The following is a 25,951-nucleotide window of genomic DNA, read 5'->3' as shown; positions in this document are numbered from 1 at the left end:
TTTAATTTTATCAAAAGGTGTCCTTTTTGTTTACTAAAATAGCGACAAAAAAAGGCGTGGGGTCTACACTTTTTAAGTGTAAGCCCCAACGCCTTAATTTTATTTACTGGAGTTTTGTCCCAGCCTCTTTTTAGTTAAGAATCACACAACGTTATTGGATAAGACGTAGGAGATCAGGTAATAGAATACTTGCGATATAACTTTCTTATTAGAATTATCCCAGGTGTAAATATATAAAAATGCCCTTCCCTTAGCACTTTAAACAGAGACAACCTAACATTTTTAACAAAGTTACTTTTTTCCATTGTCCCAAAGGAACATTCAATCAATACTTGCATTATATGAGGGTAGTGGGAGGAGTTTTTTACAGTATGGGAGCCATGATGACCAAAGGGAAAAATCATGGTCTAAAGAATTAATGAAGATGGGTAGAAATAGTGATTATGGGTGCAGTGTCAGTAGATAATTTGAAAATATTGTTGAATCGTATAGTTGAATACCTAGATTACCGCCTATTTAGCTGTTTCTTGCCTTTTGGGTGTCACTCCGATTATTTCATTCACATATGATAAGGTGACAATCAAAAATACCCATCCCCGCGGTTTAAAGCTGGCGAAGGCAAGGAGGGTTATAATAGTTGAAGGAGAATGAGTTCACACATAAACCATTGCTAACAAAAAGAGAAAGAGAAGTTTTCGAGCTGCTCGTCCAAGATAAGACAACAAGAGAAATTGCACAAGAATTATTTATTAGCGAAAAAACAGTTCGAAATCATATATCCAACGCCATGCAAAAATTGGGTGTAAAAGGTCGATCCCAAGCTGTCGTGGAACTTCTGCGCATGGGGGAATTAAAGTTATAAAGTGAAACTTTTATCAGAGAAGTTTCCCCCCTTCAAGTAAAATTTAGGGGGAATTCGTTGTCACTACGCGGCGCCAAAGATATATTTTCTCTGTAAGCTTGGACAACTAAGCTTTATGGGCAGTTACTTTTTTCATTCTATATGGTTTTTAGGTTGGAAACAGACTGTCTGTTATAGTTGAGTAAAGCACATCCGGCTATCCATTTTTTGGGAGCCGGCTTTTTTCCTCATAGGACCATTCTTATAAGGTTGGAAAGATTGCGATGAACCGGGTAATCGATTTGCCAAGACCTCGTCAAAGAACGCTGCCTTTTCCATTTATATAGAGATAATTCTGGATCGTATTTGTAAAAGAAAAATAAAGGTACACTTTATCTTGTTGTTGAAAATGCCACAACATCCACTCATTAAAATAGAACAAATTATTTTGAGAATATACCGGCGTAGTGGATACGTCTGCTTTTAGCTTTTTACACCATATAAAATACATCCAACACCTACAAAAATCCAGATAATTTTCGATAAGGAAATTTGACCTGTTAAACCGACTAGCCCTACTGTTGTCGCGATAATGAATACAATCGGACCAACTAAAACAAGCGAACTATTAATAATGAGAGCTTTTTGTACGTCATTAAATCGAAGCATAAGATAGGCCGCGAATATATCAATACTTCCCGACAATACTCTTAATAGTGCCATTATAATAATCGTTCTTTCTAAGAAAATAAACATTTTTTCCTCCCACTAAATGTTCTAATCCATTATATGCATTTAGAACAAAGTTAAGGACAAGTCAATTCATTTTTTGTATAATTAACTTTTTTCTTTTTGAACATCCTCTTTTATGACATTTGAGTGGAGAAGAGCTACTAGAACACATTTGAAAGTAAAAACGTCTTTGGCTTAAAAATTAGTCAAAGACGTTTTTTACTTACTCATATTTAACTTTTAAGCCAAATACCTCAATTAAGTCAACCGCTTGTTCAGGTGAAATAATAGCACCGCGCAGGTCATTTTCTTCCGCATGAATAAAGGTGAAGTCACATTGGCTAAGATCAATATTGCTTAGAGACGTTCCCGTAAACTGAACATCTTCAATAACAGAGTTAGTGAAATCTAAAAATGTCATGTTTGCATCAATAAAATTAGCTCCTTTTAATAAACACTGATCAAAACGAACATCTTGAAATTCAGCTAGATTGAACAAGGAGTAGGGAGCTTGACATTGATAAAATACAACATCATTAAATGTAGCCTGATCAAAATCAACGCCAACCAATTTGCAATGGACAAACTCAACACGTGTAAAGCGTGCCATACTCAAATTTAGATTCGTAAGGTCGCAATTTTCAAACACAACATCAATCCATGTGGAAGAGGGAAGTTGGATATCTTCGAAGACCACTCCCTTGATACGCATTTCTTGAAAGCGAACATGCTCAGCATAAACAGAATTTGGAAAGTTTTTAAATTCTACTAGCTCATAAGTAGAACGATCGTCGACCTTATCAATTGTTAAGACATCTAAGTCTTGAGGTAAATCTGGTGATTGTATTTTTCTCATTCTAACTTTCTTCAATGACAGCACCCTTTTTTGGTTTATTGTCTCACTTCATTTTTATGTTAATTGAAATATAGCAGAGCTGAAAACCATTTCTACATAATTGAGAGATTAAGTATAGAGGTAAAAAACCCGGTCTCAAAGTTGGAAGACCGGGTTTTTACTAGGCACTTATTCGCTTAATAGACCTTGTTCTTCATAGTATTTTTTAGCTCCGTCATGCAATGGAATCCCAGCAAGGTCAGTGACAGCTTCTTCTACATTCATTTGTTTTACAATGGAATGGGTATCCTCTAGATCACTTAAATTTTCCCAGAACGTTTTGGTCATCTCATAGATCATCTCATCATCGACTGATGCATCAGCCATAAGCATCATTTTAATCGCAAGCGTATCTACATCCTCTTCCTGATCATCATACGCATCAGCAGGGATCGTCATTTCCGTGTACCATGGATATTCTTCCATTAATTGTTTACGAACTTCCTCTTCGATTCCGATTAGCTGTCCACCAGCTGTGGAAATCATTTCTGTTACACCTGCTGTGGGCAAACCCGCTTGAATCAATGCACCATCAATTTGCTTATTTCTCATTAAGTCAATCGCTTCAGTAAAACCAACATAGTTTTCTTTAATATCATCAGGATAAGCAATTCCATAGGCTGGTAAAATGATGCTTGATTCGACTTCAGGTGTACTGCCGACTGAGCCAGGGGCGAATCTTTTTCCTTTCAAATCTGCAACAGAATCGATTCCCGCGCCTTTTCTAACAACAATTTGGTTTGGATTTAAATAAAGTCCTGCAACAATGCGAACATCGTCATATTTGCGATCTTTAAAACCTCTTTCACCATTATAGGCTTCCCAGATAATCCCAGCTGTGGCAAAAGAAATTTGCGCTTCACCTTCCTTCATAAGGTTTAAATTCTCTACTCCGCCTTTAGAGGCTTGAGCATTGACACGTAATCCGTCTACATTGTTATTCCAGAGATTCGCCATCGCAGAGCCTAACGGATAAATTGTCCCTGTTGTAGAAGCAGTAGGGAAATTCAAGTTTACTTGCTTTCCAGATTTATTGCTGCCATTTTTTCCTTCTCCATTATTATTTCCACAAGCACTAAGCAACATTAAAAGTGTAATTAGTCCGACCATCCAAAGGCCACGCCATTGTTTATTCATGGTATGATTTTAATTCTCCTCTATATGAAAAAATTTTTATTTATTCGCAACTTGTTTCTGTTCAGTTGCCATTGTTCTCTTTTGTAAAAATTGCCAGATACAAACGATGACTAATAAAGTAATCCCGATAACGTCTGTTAAATGTTCTGGTGAAATCATGAGTAAACCGATGGCGACAAACAAAATTCTTTGCAATAAATTGGCTTTTCCCAAAAACCATCCTTGCAAACCACCAGCTAATGAGACGACACCAATACTAGCTGTTATTGCGGGTATAATACTAGCTGTGTAATCACTTCCGCCCAATAATAATGCTGGTTCGTAAATAAAGAAAAACGGTAAAATAAAGCCTGTAATCCCTAATTTTACAGCGGTCATGGAGACTTGATTTTGATTCGTATTCGCAAGACCTGCCGCTACATAGGAAGCTAGCGCAACAGGAGGGGTAATATTTGATAAACAGGCATAAATTAAAACGAACATATGGGCAGCAAGAGGTGTGATACCAAGTTCGATAAGAACTGGAGTCCCTACGGTTGCCACGATCACATAGGCTGCAACCCCTGGTACACCCATTCCTAAAATAATACTCATTATCATCACTAGCAAAGCGGCAATAAAGATACTTTCATTTGTATAGTTCATCACACTATAGCCGAAATTTAATCCAAGCCCAGTTAATGAAACCGTACCGATAATGACTCCAATAACAGCACATGCAACCGCAACACCAATCGCTCCCTTTGCTCCTTCGGCTAGCGCAGCTAAAATATCTTTTAAACCCATCCTTGTTTCTTTACGAAACCAACTAGCGATAACGCAGGCTACAATTGAATATACCGCGGCAAATAAAGGTGTATACCCCATAAACATAAGGGCTAACAAAACAATGAGAGGGAGGGATAAATGACCTTGTTTTTTAATCACTTCCCAAGCTTTAGGAATATTTTCTTTAGAAATCCCTTTTAGCCCTAATCGTTTTGCTTCAAAATGAACGACCATGATTAATGCAAGATAATATAGGAAAGCAGGGATAATCGCTGCAACCATGACAATGGTATAAGACACCCCTAAATATTCGGCCATGACGAACCCAGCAGCTCCCATAATAGGAGGAGCAAATTGGCCACCAGTTGAGGCAACAGCTTCAACTGCAGCTGCAAAACGGGCTTTATAGCCATTTTTTTTCATTAACGGTATGGTTAATGTGCCTGTTGTGGCTACATTGGCGATTGCACTACCGTTAATCATGCCCATTAAAGCACTCGCAATGACAGCGACTTTTGCAGGTCCGCCTGGTGATCGACCTGCGATCGTTAGGGATAGATCATTAATAAATTGGCTAAACCCACTTCGGCTTAAAAAAGCTCCGAATAAAATAAATAAAAAGACAAATGTGGCCGAGACACCGATGGCTATTCCGAAAATGCCTTCACTACCCCAAAAAAGATAATCAATGATTCTTTTAACAGTAAACCCACTATGTCCGAACATCCCTGGAATAAAGGGACCGAGAAAATTATACAGAAGAAAAATCAGGGCTAATATAGCTAAATTCCCAACAACTCTTCTAGCAGCTTCAAATACAAGTAAAATACCAATTGCGCCGAATATGTAATCAGGTGTCAATAAAAAGCCGCCACGAAGAACAATAGTTTTGTAGTTTAGTAATAGATAACCAATCGAAATAATGGATAATAGGATACAAATAACATCTACAACGGATGGATAGCGGATATTCCGATTACTTTTCTTTGAAATCGGGTACAAAAGAAAAGTCATGATTAAAAGAAACAATAAATGCCAGCTTCTTAATGTGATGGCATCAAAAATACCGGAACCGGCAGAAAATAATTGAAACAATGACCAAATGATAGCAATTCCCGTCACTATTTTTGCTGTTTCTCCAACATAATTTCTAATTCTTGATTCACTATCTACCTTTTCGATTAATTCTTGTGATGTGTCAGCTTGATTTGCCACTAAAAGTCTCTCCGATCTGTTCAATAAAAGTTGAAATTTTAAAACATTATAGAAAAGTATATTATTATAAGAAAACTCTTCTGTCAATATCGTCAAGTTAAATAAAAAAATAGAAATGAAGCAGATTATATCCGCGTTCCTGTTCATTATTGCAAGATATACTTTCTACCTTTATCTTATCATGATCCTTCAATACAAAAAAGCGTAAAAGCATAAAAGCGTTAAACGACAACATAATATTTTAGTTATCGAAGCTTTACAGAAAAAACAGGAAGTAGAGAATAAATAATACCCGAGCCAATACATAGTATATCTATTTCGGGAAAACCTAAGATGCAAGGAGTGTGAGCACATGACAGAGAAAAAGCAAAAAAAGAACGAGCCTACAGTTGCACCAGGTATGAATGACCATGAAGAATTAGAAGAAAATGCTACAAAGAATGAAGTGGAAAAAGAGGAATATACAAAGGTTACGCATTTATCTTATGATGAAGTTGAACCTAGTTGATTTTTTCTTTACTAGCTGTCCTAAAAAAGTCGTTTTTTCCTTTTTAAGGGCAGCTGAAATCCTAATGAAAGGGGATATTTATAAGTAATTATAGGAAAACCATTTGGAGATATTATCAAAATAAATTAGGTCTTGTTCCCTGTTACTATATCCCTGATTTCCAACATATTCCAAATATGGACTACCCTTTGTTAGGTTTTTATTATAAGATTAAATCAATCAACTTGATTTATATATAGTGAATTGATTTAAATAAATACCAAGTGAGGAGGATGAAGAATCTAGATTGAATTTATGAAAACGCTAACAGTGCGGATCCGATTATTGAAGAAGGGGAAGAAAGAGTGATCAAGTTCTACTTTCTGAACATACTCACACAAATAATCAAACAAGAGATTGTTGGGGCTTATTTATTCAAAAAAATGGCAAGTGTAAAAACAAGAGGGGTGAAGATAATGGTCAATCATGTACGTAAATGTTTGTGTATTCTAATTGTAATTTGCTTTGTGTTTCAGGCAACACCTACATTTGCGAGTGACGAAAGTGAATTTCAGTCGGTAAATAAACATACACTGGCTCATAAAAAGAAAGATCGTGCGGAATATTTAGGGATGAATTTGTATAAAGGTCATCTCCACACCCACACATCTTTAAGTGACGGGATTAAATTACCGAATGATGCGTATGATTACGTTAAGAAAAATACAGATATGGATTTTTATGCGGTGACGGAACATGATGTGACGTATGATATCAGTACAGGTAGTGATTATATTGACGACTATAAGCAGTCCTATTCAGATGAATACAAAATATTGCATCAGCAATCAGATGAGCATAACCAAAATAACCAATTCATTACTCTCCCAGGTACAGAAGTCACTTGGTATGATGATGCCGGTCATATCAATTTATTTAATGCTGAGTGGTTTCCAAGAACATATGGAAAAGGAGCAGATGGAACCTGGGGATGGGGAAATCAGAAATATGATTTACCAACTTTTTATGCAAGATTGGCACAAGATCCGGACGCCATTGCCCAATTTAATCATCCATCCGCTTCAGGAAAAGGAAACTTCTTTGATTTCAAACATTATAATTCTGATGTTGACAAAAATATGAATCTATTTGAATACAAATACTCCAGTCATTTTGATACTTTTATTATGGCCCTTGATAAGGGATGGCATATTGCCCCTACATTTGGAGGGGACGAGCATAAGGGGAACTGGGGGACTGTTCAGCCAAATGTAACAGGATTATGGACAAAGCAGTTCTCAAGGAAAGGAATTTATGAAGCCATGAAAAATCGCCGTACTTTCAGTTCCTTTGATCGGAATTTCGAGCTGGCTTTTTCAGCTAATAATCAAATAATGGGGTCTATTTTACCTGCGGAAACAAGTGAGGTGAACATTCATATAGAGATGAGAGATCCTGACCCTAAAGACGAAATCGATAAAGTGGTAGTGTATAAAAATAAGGGTGAGGTAGTCAAAGAATATAAAAATATCAACGCAACGGAATTTAGCCGGAAAGATACATTTTCGAGTGAAAAGGGTGATTATTTTCTAGTTCGCGCGTTTCAAAAGGATGGCGATGAAGCAATCACAGCACCAATATGGATAGGGGATCAGACACGTGGTACTGATTCTTCACCAGAAATTAAGATCACTGGAAATATTCCCAATAAAGTGAAATTGGGAGATACTGTATCGGTTCCCAGAGCTTCTGCAATGGATGATAGTGGAGAAACTCCAAATGTCGAAGTAGATGTATTCGACGCAAAAGGGATAGTCGATGTGCAGGATCAGCGATTTAAAATAAAGGAATATGGTGAATATTTCATTCGTTATTCAGCAACAGATTCGAAGGGAAACACGCGTGTAGAATTAAAAAGAATAGTAGTCGATAATCACAAATTAGATGCAGAAAAACTATTAAATGAATTTCAACCAACCGTTCATGTCGGTGAAAATCAGGACAAAATTAGGCTGAACTTAGTAACGGATAATGTATTAGAGAAATCTTATGTACAATTTCAGCCAAAAACAGATCATACAAGTAAAAAGTGGAATAAAGCAAAAAAGATAAAAACAGATGTTTCTCATTTTCAAGTTGCATATGGAGATACATTTGAAGAAAGTAATTATCGAGTATTAGCTGCTCATGAGGCTACTTTATCCGGTTTGCAAAAGGGAACTGTTTATAAATATCGATATGGTTTCGGCCCCAATGGACCTTGGAGTAAAGAGTATGAATTTAAAACAGCAGATTCAAAAGAAGCGGTCATGTATATCATGGGAGACCTCGGTATACAAAACCAAGGATCAAAGGATTACCAAATATTCAATCAAATGTTTGAAGTTTTAAAAGGGAAAAATTCAGAGGGACAACTTCTTATACAAACTGGGAACTTTGTTGAAAACGGTGGTAATATATCAGCTTGGAATGATTTATTCAAGTATGTATATAAAGATATAAATATCCCAATCGCAAATGTTGTTGGGGAGCAAGAACGATTTTCAGATAGGAAATTAGGGGCATTTACTGGTTTTTTAAACTTCCCAAAAAACGGAGAAGGTAGCTATAAGGAAACGAATTATTCATTTGATAATGGGGAAGCCCATATAGCTGTGTTACATTCACTCCTTCATCTGGATGAGCAACTTGAATGGCTTGAAAAAGATATGCGTGCAACAGATAAAAAATGGAAGATCGTGATTGGGCATTATCCGTATTTTGGTGGGCATTTTAGTGATGAACCTGGAATGGATATAAATAGAATCAAAGTTTCTAAGAAATTTCAACAATTGGGGATTAGTCTTTATTTAGGTGGACAGGATCGTATCTATAAGCGAACAACGATTAGGGATGGAGTAAAAGATACATCTGAACAGGCCATGAATTTAGGGACCACCTTTGTTACTGTCGGGTCAGCTGGTTCCAGCTTTTATGATAATAAAGAATTTGACTGGGATCATATTGTTTACGATGACAATCTGCAAACAGGAATAGTGCTCGAGGCTGATCAAGATTCCCTTCATCTAAAAGCTTATAATGTCAAAGGAGAAGAAATTGATCAATTTACTATCAAGCAACCTCAGGATTACATTGATTTAACAAGTTTTGAAGTAGAGGATGAGAAATTTAAAGGAATTGGCTTGTTAAATTATCCAGGCACCAGTGAAATGGTTGTGGTGGAAGGTGAAAAATATGACTATTCGGGTCAAGAGCTATTAGAAACACAAGTAAAAGAGATAAAGCTTGAGCATTTAGGGAGAGAACAACTGATTCTTTTTGACAAACCTATTCTTTTTGAGGATCAGCATACATTGAAGGTAACAGTCTATGATAAAGAAGGGAATCCGCTCATCCCTACAAAAATTGTCAAAGAAGGTATGATGGGTGATGGATCAAAAGAGAACCCGTATAAAATTCAATCCGTAACAGGCTTAAATAAGCTTCATGAATTTCCAGACAAACATTTTATATTGGAAAAAGATATTAAAGGAGACCAAGACTTATTTCCTGCAATAGGTGTAGATGGCCCTCCATTTACAGGTTCATTTGATGGGAATGGCCATACGATTTCTGGAGTCATTGTTTCAACAGGTGGTGCAGGTCTATTTGCGGTGAATGAAGGGCTGATTAAAAATGTTGGGCTAATCAACACGGATGTCGATGTTAAACGCAGTAATGTTGGCATGTTAGTCGACCAAAACGATGGAACGGTTGAAAATTCATATAGTACTGGATCGATTATTGGGAATTCGACTGTCGGAGGATTGGTTGGCTACTCTAATGGAACAGTTAAAAACAGTTATTCAACGGCAAGGGTAAAAGCGCGTGGTAAACAGGCTGGTGGTGTGATTGGTATTACAAATCGAGGAAGCATTACAGAAAATATTTATGCGACTGGATCGATCTCGGCTGGAGAGAGTAATGCAGGTGGTTTAAGTGGTTATGCCTATAATGCAACAACCATTCAAAATAGCATCGCCCTTAATCCTTCGGTTGTGACGATAAGTTCAGCAAATAGAATCGTTGGTCGCGTATTAGCCGGCGAGACGGCTACGTTAAAGAATAACTATGCCGATGAAAATATGATTGTCAGTAAAGAAGGAGTCACAAAAGAAGATCCTCAAAATGAAAAAGGTCTTGGGAAAACGCAAGAGGAAATCAGCAGTCAAATATTATTTGAAGAGGAGCTTGGCTGGGATTTCGATCAAATATGGATATGGAGTGAGAAAGCTGGACGACCTTTATTAGCCATGAATCAGGAGGAAATTGATTCAGGAGCCGGAAAACAACCACCACTAGAGAAAAATGAGCAAGGGTTCTATTGGATTCAATCCCCTAAGGACCTAGAAGTCATCAATCAATTCCCTGCTGAGAATTACATTCTGCAGAAAGATTTAGATTTGGCAGGGAAAACCACTCAACCGATCGCAACAGATATTCCATTTATGGGCATATTTGATGGCAATGGGAAAAAGATTTATCATTTTAAATCTATTTCTGGTGGATTATTTCATATGAATCGAGGAACGATTAAAAATATCGGTTTACTTGAAGCTGACGTAACTGGGGATAATAGTTCACCGCAAACAGGAATCTTGGTTGATTTAAATAATGGGACGATTGAACAAAGCTTTTCAACTGGAAAGGTTAGTGGAGAAAATACAGTAGGTGGACTTGTAGGTTATTCGAATAAAATCGTGCGCAATAGCTATTCTAAGGCAGATGTAACGGCCAATGTGAGTCAAGCTGGCGGACTGATTGGTATAACGAATACAGGAAGTACGACTGAAAATGTTTATGCAACTGGGGCGGTTCAAGCTTTGAAAAGTAATGCAGGGGGAATTAGTGGCTATGGCTATAATGGGACTGTTTTGAGAAATTCGATTGCCTTGAATCCGTCTGTCACAACGCCGACTAGTGCGAACAGAGTGATGGGAAGGGTATTGGCAGGTCATACAGCTACTTTAGAAAACAACTATGCATTTGAAGAGATGGTGGTGGATCGAGAAGGCGTGACAACAGAATCGCCAACAACGATAAAAGGTCAGGGACTCCCTTTAGCTGAAATCGAAACGAAAAGAACTTATGAGGAACACTTAAGGTGGAATTTTGAAACCATTTGGCAATGGAATCAATCGGAAAAACGGCCCTTATTAAAATCAGCAATTGAAGAATAAAGTAAGTAGATTACTCAAGTTTCGGAGTAAAGGAAACACGCATAACCCCTTACCGCACTTGGCTTTGGGGTGGAAAAGTTATCAAGAAAACACAAAAAACGCCCTATTCTTTGGTAGAATATAGGTAATCACACCATTGTTGAGTAGCTCGGTGGAAAATGATTATAAAAGGTGTCCTGCCAACAAAACCCGGAAACGTATCATATCCGCGTTTTGTCGGCAGGACCTCTTAATTAGCTAAAGGGGAGAATAGAGAAGGATTAAGAAACCTAAAACTAGAATAATTAAAATGGGAGGGATGGATTTGAGGACGGATATAAATAATTGGATGCCACTAACTGTGTCGGAAATAAATGAAGTGTTCTCTAATATTCCGCTTCGGTGGTGTATCGCTGGAGGTTGGGCCTTAGATTTGCACCTATGTAAGCAAACAAGAGAACATAGTGATATAGATGTTATTATTACTCGTGGTGAGCAATTAATCGCTTATCAATATTTAAATCGTGATTGGATGTTATACAAGGCTGAGGATGGTAAGCTTGATCTTTGGGAAGATGGAGAGTATTTGAACTCGATAAATGACATATGGGTTAGCAAGAGCAGCGAGACGCCTTGGGCTTTTCAAATTATGATCATTGATACCGAAGAAAAGTCTTGGATTTATAAGAGGGATAAATCTGTTAGAAGACCAATTGATGATATTTTCTTGAAAACTGTCGAAGGCATACCTTATTTGAGACCTGAAATCCAACTCCTCCATAAAGCAGGTGGATCGCAAGTACGAGAAAAGGATTTTAATGATTTCCAAACAATGCTTCCGTCACTTCTACCACAAGAAAAAGCATGGTTGAAATCTGCTATAAACAGGCAATTTCCAGGAGGACATGCTTGGGTAGAATTCATTTAAATTTTATAACTTAACTGCTTATCGCAGACCTTAACTAACACAATTCAGGGCGTTGGTAAAGAAGTAGATGCCAGTTTCTCCAAATGCGGGATAAAACAACGCGTGTCTGTAGGTCGCTGATGAATCGTATAATGAGGATTGTGAGTTATGGTATCGAATTGAGGAAAAGCAAATAGGATTAGCATAAAGCTCGCTCAACTAACGGGTAGCTTACTTCAACGAGTTCAAGCTACTGATTACGCAAACTGGATTCCTTTTTTAAAATAAAGGATCCGATTTTTTATAAATCAAAATTCTTAGCGTACGATTTTTTTCCGTTCCGTGAGGTGCTCCCTACAATATCAAGCTCTTTCTTTGAATCGCTTACGAATGGAAAGAAATCTGAATGTGAATGACTATATAAAGTTGTTCTCACTCTTTTTTTCTATTGGAAGATAATAGTATAATAGAACCGATTGATAAAGAGGAGTGATAAGATGCAGAAGGGGTTCGTAGGAGTAGATATTGGCGGTACCAATACGGTTATAGGATTGTTTGATCAGGAGTTGGCACTGCTTGAAAAAAGAAGTATTCCAACATTGAAACCAAATTTTCCAAAAAAGACGGATAATCCGAAGGAATTTTTTGATGTCCTTACGCAGGAAATTCAAGCAGTAATAGCCAAACATGATGTTATTAATAAGATAGAGTGTGTAGGTATTGGTGTACCCGGTAAAGTTGATCCTGAAAACGGGATTGCCATTAATGCCGTTAATTTAGGTTATCAAAATGTACCGTTTGCAGATGAAATGGAAAGAAGGTTAAATATACCGACTTTTATTGATAATGATGTGCGCACCTATACAAGAGGGGAAGCTGTAGCGGGCGCGGGGGCAGGATTACAAAATGTTATATGTATTACGTTAGGAACGGGCATGGCAGCCGGTATCATGATTGATGGACAAATGATTGCTGGATCCGATTATTTTGCGGGGGAAATGGGACATGATCCAGTGCCTGGTAACGAAGCTTTGTGTAATTGTGGAAATATAGGGTGTTTAGAAACAATCGCTTCTGCAAGTGGGATTAGTCGATTAGCAAAGGAAGCGATTCAATCAGGAAAAACAACCATTTTAAAAGACGTAGCTGGAGAAATTAGTTCGAAAGATGTTTATGAAGCAAGCGTGAAAGGGGATCAAGTTGCAATTGGAGTCTTTAAAGAGGTAGCGACCGTTTTAGGGTTTAAGTTACTATCAGCAACATACTTAGTAAATCCTGAAGTAATTATTATTGGGGGAGGAGCAGCAGCAGCTGGACACTTTCTAACCGATCCGATCAAGGAGATATTCATTAAATATTATATTAATGAAAAACAACCACTTATTGTGACAGGCGAACTTGGAGATTCTGCTGGACTGATTGGGGCAGCTTCACTAGCTTCTGCCAAGAAGAAAGAAATGAAAAATGCTTGAATAATAAGCAATAGTTTACTAGAATAGAATCGAAACGTTTCAATTGTGAATAAGGAGGATATTATATTATGAAAAAAATACCTGTTGCTGTACAAATGTTTACACTCCGCGAAGAAAGTGCGCAAGATTTTGCTGGAACTTTGAAAAAAGTCGCTGAACTTGGGTTTAATGGTGTTGAATTTGCTGGTTATGGAGGCTTACCTGTTCAAGAAGTTCGTAAGATTTTAGACGAAGTTGGTTTGAAAGCTGCGGCAAGTCATGTACCTCTTGCAGATTTAAAAAATGATTTAACAAAAGTGATTGAAGAACAAAAGGTTTTAGGTAGTCGCTACATTGTATGCCCTTTCTTAATGCCGGATGAAAGAAATGAAGAAACTTATCAATCTCTTCTATCATTTTTCAATGAAGCTGGCGAGACCTGCAGAAAAGAAGGGTTAACTCTTTGTTATCACAATCATGATTTTGAATTAGAAAAGCTGTCAGATGGTAGAACTGCTTTGGAGACGATCTTCGATGGTGTTCCGTCTGAAAATTTACAAACGGAGTTAGATATATATTGGCTCACAAGGGCTGGGGAGAAACCTGTGGATTGGATCAATCGTTACAAGGGACGGACACCTTTAGTACATTTGAAAGATATGACTGTTGATGAAGAACAGTTCTTTGCTGAGTTAGGTACAGGTGGAGTGAATCTTGAGAGTGTGCTCGCTTTAGGGGAAGAAGCAAACGTCGAATGGTGGGTGGTTGAACAAGACCAATCTCGAAAAACTCCGTTTGAAAGTATCGAAATCAGTATCCAATATTTGAAAAATAAACTCCCGTATTTGAATAAATAATCGACCTATTAAAACTGACAAGGAATTTTGCTCTTGTCAGTTTTTTTACTGAAAAGAAAGGATATTATAGAACCGTGTCGAAAATAAGTATAATAGATTGGTATAAAAATGGAGGTTTGGAAATGATAAAAGGCTTAAGTACGGCAGGATTAGGTCAAGTGAAAAATATAGAGCATTTGATTGAACTAGCTTCCAAAAATGGATTTGGTGCGATTGAAACCTCAGGAAAAGCATTGCGGGATTGGGTTGAAACGAAGGGGTTGGCAGAAGCAAAATCTTTTTTAGATCAGCAGCAAATTATCATTGGTTCTATCGGGTTACCAGTAGAGTGGAGGGGAACAGATGAGCAATTCCAGGAAGGGCTCCCGACACTATTGGCAGATGCCAAGATAGCGGCAGATTTTGGCTGTAAAAGCTGTTGTACATATGTATTGCCGGCAACCGATCAAAAACCAGCGCACTTTATGGTGCAAGCAACAAAACGTCTTCGTCTGTGTGCACAAATATTAAAAGAATTCGGCGTCCATTTAGGGCTTGAATTTGTTGGCCCCCATCATCTCAGAACTGCCTGGAAATATCCATTTGTATGGACGATGGAGGAAACACTAGAGTGGATTAACGTAATCGGCGAACCTAATGTCGGTTTATTACTAGATAGCTATCATTGGTATACAACAGGTGGAACAGTAGAAGATTTATTGGCACTAGATCCTTCACAGATCACCCATGTTCATATTAATGATGCAAAGGATGTACCAGTAACTGAAGCCTTAGATAATGATCGACTTTATCCAGGGGAGGGTGTCATTGATTTACCTGCTTTTCTAAAAGCTTTAACAGATATTGGCTTTAAAGGTGTCATCGCACAAGAAATTTTGACCCCAGAATCTCCAATAGAATCAGCTGAAACACTAGCTGAAAAATCGGGAAAAGCCTTTGAGAAGGTATTTAGGAAAGTTTGATCTGTATGGATCATTCAAAAGGTTCATTGACTTATTGAAAAGTTCCTAGTTGAAGAAGACAATATCTCACGAAAACTGACATGGCATTTCGGTCTTGTCAGTTTTTGCTTTTTTATAGAGGAAATCATGGAATTTTGTCGAAAAGTAAGCTAATAGATTTATCGTACAACATAACCAAGCTTATGTGTCTAACTAGGAGGAGAAACTGTGAAGTGGCAATATAACCAAAAAAGTGTTTTTATGACATTATTATTATCTTTTGTAATTATCCTGCTTTTTCCGATTATGTTTGAGAGCTTTCTATATAAGAAGATGGAAACGGCCATAAAAGACAAAACAGATCGTTCTAATCTGGCTCTCTTAAAACAGGCGAGTGATGTTCTGGATCATGAAATGCAGCAAGTAACATCTTTATCTGCTCACATTTCTTTTCATCCGAAACTAAGCTATATTTTACGCCAACCTTCCAATCAAGAGGAGCAAGGGATAAGCGAATACTATTCTTTTATGAAGGATATTCAACAATATTCCCTTTCAAACACGTTTATTTATGATTATTCTATTTATTTGCCGGAGAAAAATATAACGCTTAGTCCCACTATAAAAACCGATTCTGAAACATTTTATAAATATATCTATCGCTATCAAGGTATGGATTTTAAGGAGTGGAGGAATGCGTTATTAGAAGACAATGCTTCGCCCCATTATGTCCCCACACATACAGTTTTGGAGGGGGTTTCAGGGGCCCGGAAACAAATGATTAGCTATATTCAGCCGCTGCCTTATGGTGAAACAAAAAAGCCAAAAGGCTATTTAACGATTTTAATTAATGAGCAAAAGGTTCAAAACATATTGCAAACGCTTGAATGGGCCAATCAAGGGAGTATTTTTGTATTAGATGAACAAAACAATGTCCTGACATCTTCTGGGGAAAAACAAGATGTAGAAAAATTGAATTTGTCTTTCAATGAGCGCGTTGGTGTTCAGCAGCAAAAAATCAATCAGGAAGATATGATGATATCTTATGTTGTTTCAAATCAAACAAAGTGGAAATATGTTTCTATCATTCCAAAATCCGTTGTGATGCAAGAAGTTAATACCATCAAAACCTTAGCCATATCTTTATTAGTGATCTGTTTAGCAGGTGGTCTAATCGCCTGTTTTATATTAGCTCGTCATCACTATATTCCTGTAAGAGATTTAGTCGAATCGATCCTAAAAAATGTGAATCGGATCGGTGGGCTCAAAACAAATGAATATCATATTATTCAAGAAAGCCTTCATCATTCATGGGATACGGAAAGAAAATTAAGGGATTCGCTTACTTCGCAAACGCCTAAAGTGCGAGAGAATTTCTTCATTCGCTTACTGAATGGTTTCGTTGATACATCCTCAGTGAACCAGGAATCATTGGACTTTATGGAAGTGAGGTTTTTAGGGGATGAGTTTTTAGTTATGGTAGTTGAGATTGAAGAGAATGATACGGGTTATTTAGAAAAGTCTGAGAAAGACTGGGCCATTACAAGATTTATGATCAGTAATATTTGTCATGAATTAATCAATCAAAACCACCATGGATATGTGGTGGAATTGGGGCAAAAAAGACTAGGTGTCCTGATCAATGATAATAAATTAGAGCAAGCACAATCCTTTACTCCGATCATTCAGAGACTAAAGGATTTACTAAAGGAGCGATTTGGGATTTTTATATCAGTAGGAATTGGGACAAACTTCAAGGGGCTGAATCAAGTCGTAAATTCCTATCGAGAAGCTGTACAGGCTTTAAATTATCGTATGATTAAAGGAAATAATCGGATTATCTTTTTTAATGAAACAAACGAAAATGCACATGACTATTATTATCCGACTGAAATTGAATTGCAGTTAATGAATTGTATTAAAATAGCCGATTATGAACAAGTAGAAACCATTCTCGATAATGTGTTTAGAGAAAATTTTCTCTTGAGGCGGATTTCCATGTCGATGGGAAAGTGTTTATTTTTTAATATGATGAGCACCCATGTAAAAATTCTAAATGATATGAAAATAAATCACCAAAATGTATTTAGTGAAGAACAAGATCCGGTTCAGGAATTACTTGCTTGTGAGACAGTGGAGGAAATTCATCAAAAGATTAAGCTGATTTATAAAAAACTTTGTGAAGAGTTGAAAGAGAAACGATCTGACCATAGTGAAAACTTGTTACAAAGGATCATTGACTATATATATCAACATTACGCTGATCCAATGATGAGTTTGACGACGATTGCGGAAGAGATGAAGATAACCCCACAATATCTCTCTTCCTTTTTTAAAAAACAGCAAGGTGAGAATTTAACTGAATTTATTGCGAAGATTCGCATTAATGCTGCTAAAAAGTATCTAGAGGAGACAACTTTAACGATATCACAAATTGCTAAGCGAATTGGCTATACAAATGATATCGGCTTAATTAGGATGTTTAAAAAGCGGGAGGGTATTACCCCTGGAAAATATCGCGCCAACTTAAAAAAAGCACAAAACGAAAATGAAGTATAAATATCTTGTCTTTTCCAAGATCGAGTCAAAAATGATAGACAATCGCAAGCTATCAGAAAATATGATAGTCAATCTTAAATATTGATAGTCTCTTTTTTTAAGTTTGTATAGTGAATCTTACATTTTCGTGATTAACAAAAATGGGCTCGTATGAAAACATGAGAAATAAGCTAGATGAAAGGAGGAAAGGATGATTTTTTATTGAACTGAATATGATTTCGGGAGGTCAATCGTAGATGAATAAGTTTCGTTGGAAAAAGCAAGTGAAGGTAGCACTTTTTTCTGTACTTGTGGTTGTAACCGCTTTATCAGGATGTAGCAATTCTTCTAAAAACGAAAAGACTTCAGGTGAAAAAGCTGATGATGGCTCACTTACATTATCTTATTGGGTGGCCAATAATCGTCCAGATACTCTTAAAAATTATAATGAGATGGCGGCTTATAAGAAGTTAGAAGAAATAACAGATGTGAAAGTGAACTTTGAACATCCTGCTTCAGGTGAGGAAGATCAACAATTTAATCTAATGATGACTTCTGGGAAGTTGCCAGATGTGATTGAACGAATTTGGACTTCAGTACCTGGTGGCCCTGAGAAGTATATAAAGGATGGAAAAATTGTTCGTTTAAATGATTATATTGATGAACATGCGCCTAATTTTAAAAAGATACTAGATGAAAATCCCGAGTGGAAGAAAATGGTCTCCACCGATGAGGGGAGTATCTACTCTTTCCCTTTCCTTAGGCAAGATGAATTAAATCTAACTTTTTATGGACCTGTTATTCGCAAAGACTGGTTAGAAAAATTAGATTTGGAGATGCCGGAAACGATTGATGAATGGCATACGGTATTGAAAGCTTTTAAAGAAAAAGATCCAAATGGAAATGGCGAAGCAGATGAAATTCCTTTATTAATTGATAAAGATGCGATTACGTCCAATGCCTTTGTCGGTGCTTATGGAGTTACAAATGGTTTTTATCATGTCGATGGTAAAGTCCATTATGGTCCAATTCAACCAGAGTATAAAGAATTTTTAACGTTAATGAATGACTGGTATAAAGAAGGATTGATTGACAAGGAATATGTGGCAACAGATGATAAGCTCAAAGATGCTAAAGTAACAAACGACCAACTTGGTGCTTTGATGGGTTATTCAGGCAGCAGTATTTTACGTTATATGCAATTGAAAAAAGATGATGGTGATTTTTCTTTAACAGGTGCCCCTTATCCCGTTCTTAAAAAAGGTGACGAACCAATCTTCAATTTAGGTGAGTCCAATTATAATGGCGTCGGTGCAGCCATTAGTACGGACAATAAAAATATTGAAGAAACGGTGGAGTGGCTTGATTATAAGTATGGAGAAGAAGGATTTAAATTGTTCAACTTTGGTATTGAAGGGGAAAGCTATGAAATGGTTGACGGTTACCCAACCTATACAGATGTGATCACTAATAACCCGGATGGAAAGTCAATGTCAGAAGGCTTAGCTTTATATGTTCCGGCTGGCTGGAGTGGACCATTCATTCAAGCGAAGGAATATGCAGAACAATACAATAATTTACCAGAACAACTAGAGGCGTTAGAAAACTGGAAAAAAGGGACAAATGAAAGAACGATGCCGATTGTCAGTCCAACACAAGAAGAAAGTTCAGAATATGCCTCGATTATGAATGACATTAATACGTATAAATCTGAAATGATCAATAAATTCATTATGGGTGAAGAATCACTTGATCAGTTCGATAAATTTGTTGAGACGATCCAATCGATGGGAATCGAGAGGGCGACTGAAATTCAGCAGGATGCACTGGAACGATATAATAAACGTTAATGATTGATGTAAGCGCTTTGGTCGCTTTGCCAAAGCGCTTATCATGATCCTGGTATATACATACAGTCGAAACGGAGGGATGACTACATGGAGACAGTCAGTCAGAATACAAAAATAAAAAAAGAGCCTGAGCTGATCTTTATAAAGGAAAGCTTTTGGCGTCGACTCGCAAAAGATTTAAAAAGAAATAAGTATATCTATATTATGGTTTTACCCGTAGTGATTTATTATCTTATTTTCCATTACGGTCCGATGTATGGAGTCCAAATTGCGTTTAAGGATTTTAGTTTGACAGAGGGAATCTGGGGAAGTGAATGGGTTGGTTTTAAACATTTTCTCGATTTTTTTAAGGGTTATTATTTTTGGAGGTTAATCCGGAATACTTTTCTTATTAATATTTATGAGTTATTACTGGCTTTTCCAGCTCCTATTTTACTCGCTTTGTTATTGAATGAATTAAGACGAATGTGGTTTAAAAGAGTTGTGCAAACAATCAGTTATTTACCACACTTTATTTCTGTTGTGGTGGTTGTTGGAATGTTAGTTGATTTCACCACACAAAATGGTTTAATCAATCAAGTACTCTCTATTTTTGGTATAGAGCCCATCTCGTTTTTACAAAAACCTGAATGGTTTCGGACTCTTTATATTGGCTCGGGTATTTGGCAGAGTATTGGTTGGGGCTCGATTATTTATTTAGCCGCGATGTCGAATATTAATTCTGAGCTCTATGAAGCGGCAAAAATTGATGGGGCCAATCGTTTTAAACAAGCCTTACATGTCACCATTCCAGGGATTGCACCTATTATTATCATCCTTCTTATTCTTCAAATCGGTTCCATGATGAGTGTCGGTTTTGAAAAAATTATTTTGATGTATAATCCCTTAACCTATGACACGGCAGATGTGATTTCAACCTATGTGTATCGTAAAGGTATTCTAGAGGCTAATTTTAGCTTTAGTGCGGCAGTGGGATTATTTAATGCGATTATCAATTTAACTTTATTAGTTTTGGCCAATCGTATTAGTGCAAAAGTCAGTGAGACAAGTCTTTGGTAAGGAGTTGATTGTATGAAAATAAAAGCGAGTTTGGGAGAGAGGATTTTTGATTTTCTAAATGTTTTGTTTATGCTTGTTCTTGTTTTCGCCACTCTCTATCCTTTTTTATATGTGTTATTTTCTTCATTAAGTGATCCAGGATTGTTGGCGAAAAATAGAGGGATATTGTATCTCCCGCTCGGCTTTACGGTTAAAGCCTATGAACTGGTTTTTCAAAATCCGATGATCATCGTTGGTTATTTAAATACCATTTTTTATGTGGTAGTGGGGACAACGATTAATATTCTACTAACAAGTATAGGGGCATATGCTTTATCAAGGAAAAATGCGATGTTAACCAAACCGATCATGATGTTTATCACGTTTACCATGTTTTTTAGTGGAGGATTGATCCCTACGTATCTATTAATTGGTCAACTGGGAATGATTGATACAAGATGGGCATTGATTATTCCGAATGCCATTAGTGTCTGGAACTTGATTATCATGAGAACGTCTTTTAAAGGAATACCAGATAGCCTGGAAGAATCCGCTCGGATTGATGGAGCGAATGATTGGACAATCTTGTTTAGAATTATTTTACCTCTGTCGCTTCCTGTTATTGCGGTTATGATCTTGTTTTATGGGGTTGGACATTGGAATGCTTATTTTGATGCGATGATTTATTTGCGTAATAATGATCTATGGCCGCTTCAATTAGTACTTCGTGAAATATTAATTGAAAATAGCACAGATAACTTTATTACAGGAGTCGGGGGAGGAGATCGTTATCCGATTGGAGAAACAGTTAAGTATGCTACGATTATAGTGGCGACATTACCTATTCTCTTCCTGTATCCATTTTTGCAAAAATATTTTGTTAAAGGTGTTATGATCGGCTCTATAAAAGAATAAAAGGAGGCAACCAATGAAACTCGCATTCACAACTCTCGGTTGTCCAGAATGGAATCTGGATACGATTATTTCAAAGGCAGTGGAATTTGACTATGATGGGGTGGATTTTCGTGGCTATTTAGGTGAAATGGAAATCTACAAACTACCTGAATTTTCCAGTGATATTGAAACAACGAAGAGAAAATTTAATGAAGCAGACCTTGAGATCCCGTGTTTTTCCAGTTCCATTCGCTTGTTTACAACTTCGGATAGCGAAGTGGAAAATTTCAAGGAAGAATTAAGACAGTACGGGCGCTTATGCCAAGAGTTTAACACCCCCTATATTCGTGTTTTTGGAGGAGGGATCGGGGATATTCCACGTCAAGAAGCTATCCAAATTGTCGAGAATAATTTGGCACAATTGCTTGCCATTGCTGAGCAATTTCAAGTGACTTTAATCTTAGAAACACATGATGACTGGACAAGATGTGAAAATGTGTTAGATGTATTGAATCTTACCCAATCTAAGTATTTACAAGTTTTATGGGATGTTCACCACCCATATCGAACAAAAGGTGAGGAGCCTGAAAAAACATGGGACAAACTTGGTGACAGGATCCAGTATACGCATTGGAAAGATTCCTATCCAAAAGAAGGAACTCCTCGGGGATACCAACTTTGTTTAATGGGAGATGGCGATATTCCTTTAAAGCGAATCTTTGATCTACTAGATGAAAAAGGGTATGAAGGTTACTACACCCTTGAATGGGAGAAAGTATGGTGTCCTGAGATTGAGGAGCCTGAAGTAGCGATTCCTCAATATGTGCAATATATGAAACAACTTGAAAGTGAGGGGGAATAGAAGAAAACTAGCAGAGCCATAGACTAGCTCTGCTTATTTTTTTGTCCCAGATCACGATATTGCTTTGGCGACATATTTGTTGCATTTTTAAACGCTCGATAAAAGGTTGACAATGTTTCATAGCCAACCTCAAAACAAATGGTAATGATTTCTTTGTCGGTTTCCCTTAATAATTTTTTTGCTCTTTCTACTCGTATTTCCATCAAATATTGTATCGGTGTTTTTTGATAGGTTTCTTTAAAAATTGTATTCACATAGCGGACAGAAATCCCTAATTTATCGGCGATATCATTAGCAGTAAGGGGTTCGTAGTAATGAGTATCAATATAATTTTTGATTGTCTCTGTTCGTAAACTATTTTTATCGAGAATTTTCGTTCTTTCTACTAGTCTTGTAAGAGTTAATAAGATATGTAATAAATGAATTTTCAACGCCCAGCCAGATAAAGGATCGTCGCTTGTTTGTTCATAAAGCATTTTCCTTAGTTGTTGCCTTAATTCACTGCTTGCGATCAGATCGGGAGTGAAAAATCTAGAAGTATGGAAGAAGCGATGATGAAGCTTATGCTCCCCAAAATGATCCAAAGACTCAATATCAAAAGCTAATACAAGTAAAGTTAAGCTTGTCTGTGAAAAAATAGAATGAGAAGTGAAAGGCGCTAGAAAGGTCCCTTGGTCTTTTTCTATTTTATGTTTTTGATCATTAATAAGGATCATTCCTTCTCCTTCAATGGCATATAGAATTTGATGAATATCATGATGATGGACGTTTATGACATCACCTGCTTTATGTCTACTTTCGTAAAGATAGGCACCCCATTGCGGTAGCTGAATTTTCCTCAAAGTCATTCTTTTCTCTCCTTGAACTAACATGAAAGTATATTTAAATTTTACCATATTTGTTAGGAAAACAGTTCCGAAATTAAGAATCCTTTTCCTATTTTCATAAGAAGTATGTATTGAAAACGGTTAAACTAAATGTAAATTGAGCTAAAGAAGGATGGGATAAATTTGAAGCATACTATTGGAATCATTATGAATGGAGTAACGGGAAGAATGGGGACGAATCAACATTTAATTCGTTCGATTGTCGCGATACGCGAGCAAGGTGGGGTTCAACTAGCGAATGGTGATGTGATTATGCCGGATCCGATTTTAGTTGGTCGAAACGAAGAAAAATTAAAAACCCTTGCAGATAAGTATAATATCGAGCGATGGAGCACAGATCTGGATGCCTGTCTTGCAAACCAAGAAGATCCAATTTATTTCGATGCTCAAACAACGGTCCGTCGGGCAGATAGTATCAAAAAAGCCATTGCAGCAGGAAAGCATATTTATTGTGAAAAACCGACTGCCTCAAACTTGGAAGAGTCTTTAGAATTGGCAAAACTTGCAAGAGAAGCTGGGGTTAAAAATGGCGTTGTTCAGGATAAATTGTTCTTACCTGGTTTGTTAAAATTAAAAAGATTAATAGATTCGGGGTTTTTTGGAGAAATATTGTCAGTAAGGATGGAATTTGGCTATTGGGTGTTTGAAGGAGACTGGCAAGAATGTCAACGTCCATCATGGAATTATCGCAAAGAAGATGGCGGTGGAATGGTTGTTGATATGTTCGCCCACTGGCGTTATGTTCTGGATAATTTATTTGGTAACGTCAAGGCTGTTTCCTGCTATGCGACGACTCATATTCCCAAAAGAGTGGATGAACAAGGGAATGAATATACTTGTACTGCTGATGACGCCGCCTACGGAACCTTTGAGCTTGAAGGGGGGATTATTGCACAGGTGAATTCTTCTTGGGCTGTTCGAGTAGATCGTGATGACTTGTTGACAATCCAAGTGGATGGAACTGAAGGAAGTGCAGTTGCTGGACTTAGAGATTGTAAGACACAGCATCGTGTCAATACACCAAAGGCTGTATGGAACCCTGATATTGAAAATCCACATGATTTTACAGCGCAATGGGAAAAGGTGCCAGCCAATCAAGAATTCGATAACGCCTTTAAAATTCAATGGGAGAAATTTTTAAAGCATGTTGTGGCAGATGAAGCATTCCCATGGGACTTATTAGAAGGTGCAAAGGGAACACAATTATCTGATCTTGGACTGAAATCTTCGAAAGAAAGATGCTGGATTGACGTGCCTGAACTTAAAATTTAAGGAGGGGAGAATAGATGGTTTCTATCCAATTACCAACGGCCGATGGGTCATTATACACGTATAAGCTAAATGAGGCATCATCTTTTGCTATTCCTGAAAAACCCTTTCAAAGTAGGGTAGCCTTTTCTGCAGCACATGTTGTTTGTGATCCACTTGCGAATACGGATCCATTAAACAACGCCCAAATCGATTGGGAAGGAACGCTTGCCTATCGTCATCATTTATGGTCTCTTGGATTAGGAGTTGCGGAGGCGATGGACACAGCCCAGAGAGGGATGGGATTAAACTGGGAGATGGCCAAGGAACTTATCTTAAGATCAGTGGCTGAAGCAAAATCAGTCAATGGAAGAATTGCTTGTGGCGCTGGTACAGATCATTTATTACCCGGGAAAGAAGTGACCGTTGAGGACTGTATCCAAGCCTATGAAGAACAGTGTGAGTTTGTCGAAGCTGCTGGTGGACAAATTATTTTAATGGCGAGTCGAGCTCTAGCCGCCTGTGCCAAAAGCCCGGAAGATTATGAAAGAGTATATAATCATATCTTACAGAAGGTTTCAAAACCTGTTATATTGCACTGGCTCGGAGATATGTTTGACCCCGCTTTAACTGGATACTGGGGACATACGGATTTGGATCAAGCAATGGATGTAGCCTTAAAAATCATCCATGCAAATGCGGATAAAGTCGATGGAATTAAAATATCTTTATTAGATGAAGAGAAAGAAATTTCAATGAGACGTAAGCTTCCTGAAGGTGTAAAAATGTACACTGGGGACGACTTTAATTACGCGCGTCTTATTCAGGGCGACGAATTAGGTTACAGTCATGCTCTATTGGGTATTTTTGATGCGATTGCTCCTGCCGCAGCTGCTGCCTTACATGCCTTAGACGAAGGAGATTTACGAACGTATCATCAACTTCTTGAAAAGACCGTACCTTTATCAAGACATATTTTCCAAGCGCCGACGTATGCGTATAAAACGGGAATTGTTTTTATGGCCTATTTAAATGGTCATCAGTCCCATTTCCGAATGATTGGGGGAGCGGAAGGTTCTCGATCATTGCTCCATTTATCCGAATTATTTGTGTTAGCTGATCAAGCTGGCTTACTTACAAATCCAGATTTAGCTGTCAAAAGAATGAAGCTTGTCACGGAATTATCAGGGATCGTTTAGGAGGTA

General features: G+C 37.3%; 19 protein-coding genes. 14 read left to right on the top strand and 5 right to left on the bottom strand.

Translation table 11 applies throughout. From position 1 onward, the window contains the following. Positions 1-637 precede the first annotated feature (637 nt). A complete protein-coding gene (locus KI363_RS01480) occupies positions 638-862 on the top strand; it encodes a helix-turn-helix domain-containing protein (protein ID WP_158322054.1) in 225 nt (74 codons plus the stop codon). A gap of 462 nt (positions 863-1,324) precedes the next feature. On the opposite strand, the gene KI363_RS01475 is transcribed toward KI363_RS01480, so the two are convergent. The 4 genes from KI363_RS01475 to KI363_RS01460 all read right to left on the bottom strand — a co-directional run bounded on the left by KI363_RS01475 (position 1,325) and on the right by KI363_RS01460 (position 5,588). Next, entirely contained in the window at positions 1,325-1,597 is a 273-nt protein-coding gene (locus KI363_RS01475) for a YqhV family protein (RefSeq protein ID WP_158322055.1), read from the bottom strand. A 199-nt stretch (positions 1,598-1,796) separates the two neighbouring features. Further along, entirely contained in the window at positions 1,797-2,444 is a 648-nt protein-coding gene (locus KI363_RS01470) for a pentapeptide repeat-containing protein (RefSeq protein ID WP_158322056.1), read from the bottom strand. A gap of 153 nt (positions 2,445-2,597) precedes the next feature. Next, positions 2,598-3,605 carry a TAXI family TRAP transporter solute-binding subunit gene (locus KI363_RS01465; protein WP_158322057.1) on the bottom strand — a complete coding sequence of 336 codons (1,008 nt, stop codon included), beginning with the start codon at positions 3,603-3,605 and terminating at the stop codon, positions 2,598-2,600. A gap of 36 nt (positions 3,606-3,641) precedes the next feature. Then, positions 3,642-5,588, bottom strand: coding sequence for a TRAP transporter permease (locus KI363_RS01460; protein ID WP_246516661.1), 1,947 nt, complete (start codon positions 5,586-5,588; stop codon positions 3,642-3,644). A 352-nt stretch (positions 5,589-5,940) separates the two neighbouring features. Between KI363_RS01460 and KI363_RS01455 the strand changes: the two genes are divergently transcribed. The 11 genes from KI363_RS01455 (at position 5,941) to KI363_RS01405 (ending at position 22,611) form a co-directional block, all read left to right on the top strand. Further along, positions 5,941-6,096 (top strand): hypothetical protein, encoded by a 156-nt coding sequence (locus KI363_RS01455; RefSeq protein WP_191967447.1) that lies wholly within the window; start codon positions 5,941-5,943, stop codon positions 6,094-6,096. Between the two features lie 344 nt (positions 6,097-6,440). After that, the gene (locus KI363_RS01450) at positions 6,441-11,294 is read left to right on the top strand and encodes a CehA/McbA family metallohydrolase (RefSeq protein WP_246516659.1); all 4,854 of its coding nucleotides are present in this window, start codon (positions 6,441-6,443) and stop codon (positions 11,292-11,294) included. A 298-nt stretch (positions 11,295-11,592) separates the two neighbouring features. Beyond that, entirely contained in the window at positions 11,593-12,201 is a 609-nt protein-coding gene (locus KI363_RS01445; protein WP_306345141.1) for a nucleotidyltransferase domain-containing protein, read from the top strand. Positions 12,202-12,677: 476 nt separating this feature from the next. Continuing rightward, positions 12,678-13,652, top strand: coding sequence for an ROK family protein (locus KI363_RS01440; RefSeq protein WP_212965045.1), 975 nt, complete (start codon positions 12,678-12,680; stop codon positions 13,650-13,652). A gap of 68 nt (positions 13,653-13,720) precedes the next feature. Further along, positions 13,721-14,488: a sugar phosphate isomerase/epimerase family protein gene (locus KI363_RS01435; RefSeq protein ID WP_158322061.1), complete on the top strand. Its 768-nt coding sequence runs from the start codon at positions 13,721-13,723 to the stop codon at positions 14,486-14,488. Between the two features lie 122 nt (positions 14,489-14,610). Beyond that, positions 14,611-15,450: a sugar phosphate isomerase/epimerase family protein gene (locus tag KI363_RS01430; RefSeq protein WP_158322062.1), complete on the top strand. Its 840-nt coding sequence runs from the start codon at positions 14,611-14,613 to the stop codon at positions 15,448-15,450. A 207-nt stretch (positions 15,451-15,657) separates the two neighbouring features. Continuing rightward, positions 15,658-17,988, top strand: coding sequence for a helix-turn-helix domain-containing protein (locus KI363_RS01425; protein ID WP_158322063.1), 2,331 nt, complete (start codon positions 15,658-15,660; stop codon positions 17,986-17,988). Between the two features lie 236 nt (positions 17,989-18,224). Continuing rightward, positions 18,225-19,817 carry an extracellular solute-binding protein gene (locus KI363_RS01420; protein WP_158322064.1) on the top strand — a complete coding sequence of 531 codons (1,593 nt, stop codon included), beginning with the start codon at positions 18,225-18,227 and terminating at the stop codon, positions 19,815-19,817. An 87-nt stretch (positions 19,818-19,904) separates the two neighbouring features. Continuing rightward, positions 19,905-20,876, top strand: coding sequence for an ABC transporter permease (locus KI363_RS01415; RefSeq protein WP_158322065.1), 972 nt, complete (start codon positions 19,905-19,907; stop codon positions 20,874-20,876). 12 nt (positions 20,877-20,888) lie between these two features. Continuing rightward, entirely contained in the window at positions 20,889-21,770 is an 882-nt protein-coding gene (locus KI363_RS01410; RefSeq protein ID WP_158322066.1) for a carbohydrate ABC transporter permease, read from the top strand. Positions 21,771-21,783: 13 nt separating this feature from the next. Continuing rightward, complete coding sequence (locus KI363_RS01405; protein ID WP_158322067.1) at positions 21,784-22,611, top strand: sugar phosphate isomerase/epimerase family protein; 828 nt, start codon at positions 21,784-21,786, stop codon at positions 22,609-22,611. A gap of 23 nt (positions 22,612-22,634) precedes the next feature. Here KI363_RS01405 and KI363_RS01400 read toward each other — a convergent pair whose 3' ends face one another. Beyond that, positions 22,635-23,459 carry a helix-turn-helix transcriptional regulator gene (locus KI363_RS01400; RefSeq protein WP_212965043.1) on the bottom strand — a complete coding sequence of 275 codons (825 nt, stop codon included), beginning with the start codon at positions 23,457-23,459 and terminating at the stop codon, positions 22,635-22,637. 186 nt (positions 23,460-23,645) lie between these two features. Here KI363_RS01400 and KI363_RS01395 point away from each other — a divergent pair, with 186 nt between their 5' ends. Continuing rightward, positions 23,646-24,770 (top strand): Gfo/Idh/MocA family protein, encoded by a 1,125-nt coding sequence (locus tag KI363_RS01395; RefSeq protein WP_191967454.1) that lies wholly within the window; start codon positions 23,646-23,648, stop codon positions 24,768-24,770. A 14-nt stretch (positions 24,771-24,784) separates the two neighbouring features. Beyond that, a complete protein-coding gene (locus KI363_RS01390; RefSeq protein WP_212965041.1) occupies positions 24,785-25,945 on the top strand; it encodes a dihydrodipicolinate synthase family protein in 1,161 nt (386 codons plus the stop codon). Positions 25,946-25,951 lie beyond the last annotated feature (6 nt).

The sequence above is a fragment of the Lederbergia ruris genome, assembly GCF_018332955.1.
Lineage (GTDB): Bacteria > Bacillota > Bacilli > Bacillales > Bacillaceae_C > Lederbergia > Lederbergia ruris.
The sequence above is the reverse complement of the archived record's forward strand: the minus strand, read 5'-3'. Positions and strand labels throughout refer to the sequence as shown.

What these genes read in the sequence shown, in the direction of transcription:
- KI363_RS01475 (WP_158322055.1), bottom strand. Translation starts at nt 1,597, where the DNA reads ATGTTTATTTTCTTAGAAAGAACGATTATTATAATGGCACTATTAAGA.
- KI363_RS01465 (WP_158322057.1), bottom strand. Translation starts at nt 3,605, where the DNA reads ATGAATAAACAATGGCGTGGCCTTTGGATGGTCGGACTAATTACACTT.
- KI363_RS01455 (WP_191967447.1), top strand. Translation starts at nt 5,941, where the DNA reads ATGACAGAGAAAAAGCAAAAAAAGAACGAGCCTACAGTTGCACCAGGT.
- KI363_RS01445 (WP_306345141.1), top strand. Translation starts at nt 11,593, where the DNA reads ATGGATTTGAGGACGGATATAAATAATTGGATGCCACTAACTGTGTCG.
- KI363_RS01440 (WP_212965045.1), top strand. Translation starts at nt 12,678, where the DNA reads ATGCAGAAGGGGTTCGTAGGAGTAGATATTGGCGGTACCAATACGGTT.
- KI363_RS01435 (WP_158322061.1), top strand. Translation starts at nt 13,721, where the DNA reads ATGAAAAAAATACCTGTTGCTGTACAAATGTTTACACTCCGCGAAGAA.
- KI363_RS01430 (WP_158322062.1), top strand. Translation starts at nt 14,611, where the DNA reads ATGATAAAAGGCTTAAGTACGGCAGGATTAGGTCAAGTGAAAAATATA.
- KI363_RS01420 (WP_158322064.1), top strand. Translation starts at nt 18,225, where the DNA reads ATGAATAAGTTTCGTTGGAAAAAGCAAGTGAAGGTAGCACTTTTTTCT.
- KI363_RS01415 (WP_158322065.1), top strand. Translation starts at nt 19,905, where the DNA reads ATGGAGACAGTCAGTCAGAATACAAAAATAAAAAAAGAGCCTGAGCTG.
- KI363_RS01410 (WP_158322066.1), top strand. Translation starts at nt 20,889, where the DNA reads ATGAAAATAAAAGCGAGTTTGGGAGAGAGGATTTTTGATTTTCTAAAT.
- KI363_RS01405 (WP_158322067.1), top strand. Translation starts at nt 21,784, where the DNA reads ATGAAACTCGCATTCACAACTCTCGGTTGTCCAGAATGGAATCTGGAT.
- KI363_RS01400 (WP_212965043.1), bottom strand. Translation starts at nt 23,459, where the DNA reads ATGACTTTGAGGAAAATTCAGCTACCGCAATGGGGTGCCTATCTTTAC.
- KI363_RS01395 (WP_191967454.1), top strand. Translation starts at nt 23,646, where the DNA reads ATGAATGGAGTAACGGGAAGAATGGGGACGAATCAACATTTAATTCGT.
- KI363_RS01390 (WP_212965041.1), top strand. Translation starts at nt 24,785, where the DNA reads ATGGTTTCTATCCAATTACCAACGGCCGATGGGTCATTATACACGTAT.